Here is a 4,168-nt window from a genome sequence, read left to right as displayed (position 1 = left end):
ACCTTTTTCGCTGGCGGCGACTGGCTGCGCAGCCACCCGGAGGAGGCGCGCCGGCTGGCGGCCAACCCGCGCTTCGAGCTGGGCAATCACTCCTGGGGGCACCCCGACCTGCGCCGTCTCTCCGCCGGGGAGATCGCCGTCGAGATCGATCGGACCGAGGCGGAGCTGATCCGCGTTGCCGGTCGGAGCAGCCGGCTCTTCCGCCTCCCCTTCGGCACCCATACCCCGGCGACCCTGCAGGCCGCTACCGTCCGGGGAGTGCGAATCATCCAGTGGGACGTCGTCACCGGCGACCCCGACCCGGGGATGGATGCCGCCGCCATCCTCAAGGAGGTGCAGCGGGGCGCCCGCAACGGCTCAATCATCATCATGCACGCCAACGGCCGGGGCTGGCACACCGCCGAGGCCCTGCCGCAGATGATCGCCTTCCTGCGCGGCCGGGGTTTCGAACTGGTCACGGTTTCGGAACTGCTCGGGCCGGCGCCGTCTTCTCCCGCGGAGGGAGACTGAAAGTCCCGCTTCAACCGGCAAACGAAAAAGCCGCCACCTTTTCAGGTGAGCGGCTTTTTCTTCTTCCAGGCGACCTGAACTAGGTCGCGATCTCGCCCCCTCAGGTGAAGCCGGAGCCGGCGGTGCAGGCGTAGCAGTGGTCGCCGGTGGCGATCGGCGTGCCGGCCTCGGGGCGGGCGTTCAGGGCGGAGACATGGACCGGGGAGCCGCCGAAGGGGAGGCCGGCAGCGATGTTGAAGTCGCAGTCGTGCAGGATGCCGTCCCAGGAGACGGAGACCAGGCTGCGGCACATCAGCCCCTCGACGGTGCAGGGGTTGAAGCTCCTGGCGAGCTTCAGCATGTAGCCTTCATAGTTGCCCGAGGCTTCCAGCCAGGTGCGGAAGCGGCCGAGGGGGGCGTTGGCGAAGGTGAAGAGACGATTGAAGACGATCCCCCATTTGCGCTCAGCGTCGCGTTTGAACCTGGCCTCCGTTTCGCCCTGCGCCGCCGGCAGGAAAGCGCCCGTCGGATTGGCGACCAGGTTCAACTCCAGACCGCTCCCCTCGCGGCCCCAGCCGAGGGTGTTGAGCCTCTGCAGCATGGCGATGCTGCGCTCTCCCACTCCTTTGCCACGCTGGGCATCGGTCTGAGAGGCACTGGTGGAAGGAAATGAGGCGACGATCGCCACCCGGTGGGCGCGGCAGATATTGAGCAGGTCATCCCGCGAGTCGGCCGCCAGGGCGGTAAGATTGGAGCGCAAAAGAAGCTTCGGTGTCAGCGGCGCCAGTTGTTCAATCAGATAGCCGATATGCGGCACCAGTTCGGGGGCACCACCGGTAATGTCGATGAGCTGGAAGCGGCAGCGGCCGGCAAAGGCGATCACGGCGTCCATGGTAGCCCGGCTCATCACCTCCGGCCGGCCGGGCCCGGCCTCCAGATGGCAGTGGCGGCAGGCGAGGTCGCAGAGCAGGCCGACGTTCACCTGCAGGGTATGGGTGTGGGCGCGCTGCAGTTGCAGTCCGTGACGCTCAAGCGCCTGGCGGAACGGTTCGACGGTGGTGGTTTCGTTCCGGGTCGTTTTCGGTTCGTGGTCGCCGGGTTGGATTGGGTTCATCGAGCTCTTTCCGGAAAGATCATTACATCGACAGTTTTTCGACGATCTTGCGCATCTGCATGCCGTGGACCAGGGAGGCGCCGCCGCGGATGGCGGTCACCACGTGCAGGGCCTCGGTCATCTCCGCCGCGTTCGACCCCTTCTCCAGGCAGGCCCGGGTGTAGGCATCGATGCAGTAGGGACACTGGACGGTGTGCGCCACCGCCAGGGCGATCAAAGCCTTTTCGCGCTCGGTAAGCTCCCCCTCGGCAAAGACGGCGCCGTAATAATCGAAGAATTTCTTCGCCAGTTCGGGAGCTTCCTTGCCGATTTCGGAGAATTTGGCGAGGTCCTGCGGGTCGTAGTAGGTATCCATGGATGTTCCTCCTGAAGGGACGGGTGGGCGGCCTGTATTTTACAGCGCTTTCCTGGGATGGCAAAAGAATTTTCTCCTCAGACACGCAGGCGGGCGAGGGCGGCGACGGCGTAGGCCGCCGCGGCCGTGACCTGCACGGCGACGAATCCGGCCTCGACGGCGATGATGGTGGCGAGGGCGGTGCTGAGCACCGAGAGACAGCCGTTGATGCCCCAGGCCCAGGGGACGTCCGCCTCCCGCTGCCGGCCGAGCAGGCGCAGGCCGAGGGGGAAAGGGAAGCCCATGGCGAAGGCCGGCGGCGCCAGCGCCAGCAGGGTGAGTAGGAGCTTCCAGCCGAGGGGAAGGGCGATGGTGTGATGCAGCAGCGGCGGCAGCAGCAGGGTATAGATCAGCAGCAGGAGAGCGACCAGGGCGGCGGCCCGACGCGGGGTCGCCACCGTCAGGCGCAGCCGGGAGGAAAGGAAGCTGCCGGCCCCGGAGAAGACCAGGAGGGTGCAGATGGCCGCCGCCGCCGCATAGACCGGGTGCCCCAGATACAGGACGAAACGGTGGATGAGGACGATCTCCACCAGCATGTAGCCGACCGCCAGGCCGCCGAAGTAGAAGAAGACCGGCAGGCGGTTTCCGCTTTTCCAGCCGAGGCGGAAGAGGGGGAGGAGGATCAGGAGCAGGGCGGCCAGCAGCATCTGGATAAAGGTCAGCAGGACGATCAGGTAGCCGGTCTCCAGAAAGGGAACGGCCCGCTCGCCGAAGAGCCGGACCAGATTCGGCAGGCTCTGCCAGCGCAGGAACTGGGAGAAGAAGGGGCGGTCGTCGGTGGCCGGCCGCAGCCGGAAGTCGTATGCCGCGTAGAGCCGCTCGCGGTCCGCGGTGAAGAGTCGATCCAGGTCGGAGAAAAAGCCGGGGTCCTGAAGCCTGTTGTGACGCTGCCGTTCCGCCGGGTTGAGGCCAGGCAGCAAAAGAGGGTCGAAGAGCAGCTCCTTGCCGAAGGTGCGCACTGCTTCAATGTCGGCTGGCGTGAGGGGAGATCGGCTGACGCAGAAGGTGACGGCCCCCCAGCCGCGCACCGCCGTCAGGTGGGCCAACGGGTCGCCGGCGCCGGCCGCCTCCAGCGCCTCGGCCAGGGTGGCCGCCAGCCGCAGGGGCGCGCGCGGCGGATAATCCATCCAGACGGTGACGGTCAGCAGGCCGTCTTCGCTCAGGTGCCGCCACATTTCGGCAAAGGCCTCGCGGGTGAAGAGGTACTGCTCCTGCAGGGCGTAGAGCCCGGCGGTGCCGCCGAAGGCGCCGACGGTGGGAAGGACGATCAGGTCGTAGCGGGAGGGATCGCCAGCGAGCTGCGTGCGCGGCTCGAGGGGTACGACCGCTACGGCCGTATGGCTCCAGAGGCGGCCCTGGTCCGCGGCGAAGTGCTCGCCGAGCAGCTCCGGCACCGCCCCTTGCGGCTCCACCGCCACCACCCGGCGGGCGCCGCGGGTGAGGGCCTGGGCTACCTCCGCACCGGTGCCGGCGTGCAGCACCAGCACCCGTCCCGGCGCAGCGATGGCGTAGGGGAGGGCGGCCGTAGAGTAGTCGAGCAGGTGCTCCGTGGCCTCGGGGGACCAGGGGAGGACCGGCCCGAACCAGTTGCCGTTGACGAAGACGGCGGCGCGCACCGGCACCTCCCCGTTGTAGGCGAGGCTGAGGCCGGGCGCCCAGCGCAGGGCCGGCCCGGCGGCCGCCTGGACCAGCCCCTGGGCGCCGGGGCGCTCGGCCACCAGGCGGGTTGCGGGGAGATCGAGGGTCCGCCGCAGATCCTTGTACTGGGAAAGGACCAGGGGCGCGGGACGGAGCAGCCCGAAAACCGCCACTGTCGCCGTCAGGGCCGCTGCCGCCAGCAGCAGTCCTCGGCCGCGGCGGGGGACGATGAGCAGTCCGGCGGCCAGGGCGAAAACGGCGCTGACGGCCGGTAGCCGCTCCGGAGCGGAGAGTTCGAGCAGAAGGATGGCGGCCAGCCCGCCCAGACCGGAACCGAGCAGGTTGGCGAAGTAGAAGGAGCCGATCCGCTCGACCTCCCGCACGAAGACCAGGCCGATGGCGAGGGCGGCGAGGAAGAAGGGGAGGGCGATGAAGAGATTGCCCAGCAGCAGCCGCCAGAATTGACCGGGATCGGCAAAGAGCAGGAAGGAATCGAAGCCGCCGAAGACCGCCTGGCTCAGGCTGCCCACGGC

The 4,168-nt window shown here is 68.2% G+C and carries 4 protein-coding genes; 1 reads left to right on the top strand and 3 read right to left on the bottom strand.

All coding sequences use genetic code 11. From position 1 onward, the window contains the following. The coding region (locus VD811_00210) for a polysaccharide deacetylase family protein (protein HXV19392.1) at positions 1 to 510 on the top strand (510 nt) is incomplete at its 5' end. Between the two features lie 100 nt (positions 511 to 610). On the opposite strand, the gene arsS is transcribed toward VD811_00210, so the two are convergent. From arsS to VD811_00195, 3 genes are all read right to left on the bottom strand, one after another. Continuing rightward, the gene (gene arsS, locus VD811_00205; GenBank protein ID HXV19391.1) at positions 611 to 1,603 is read right to left on the bottom strand and encodes an arsenosugar biosynthesis radical SAM (seleno)protein ArsS; all 993 of its coding nucleotides are present in this window, start codon (positions 1,601 to 1,603) and stop codon (positions 611 to 613) included. A gap of 22 nt (positions 1,604 to 1,625) precedes the next feature. Beyond that, positions 1,626 to 1,958: an arsenosugar biosynthesis-associated peroxidase-like protein gene (locus tag VD811_00200; GenBank protein ID HXV19390.1), complete on the bottom strand. Its 333-nt coding sequence runs from the start codon at positions 1,956 to 1,958 to the stop codon at positions 1,626 to 1,628. Positions 1,959 to 2,035: 77 nt separating this feature from the next. Beyond that, positions 2,036 to 4,168 (bottom strand): hypothetical protein (locus tag VD811_00195; GenBank protein ID HXV19389.1); only part of this gene is annotated, 2,133 nt, incomplete at its 5' end.

The organism is Desulfuromonadales bacterium (assembly GCA_035620395.1).
Taxonomy (GTDB): Bacteria; Desulfobacterota; Desulfuromonadia; order Desulfuromonadales; family DASPGW01; genus DASPGW01.
The sequence above is the reverse complement of the archived record's forward strand: the minus strand, read 5'-3'. Positions and strand labels throughout refer to the sequence as shown.

What these genes read in the sequence shown, in the direction of transcription:
- arsS (HXV19391.1), bottom strand. Translation starts at nt 1,603, where the DNA reads ATGAACCCAATCCAACCCGGCGACCACGAACCGAAAACGACCCGGAAC.
- VD811_00200 (HXV19390.1), bottom strand. Translation starts at nt 1,958, where the DNA reads ATGGATACCTACTACGACCCGCAGGACCTCGCCAAATTCTCCGAAATC.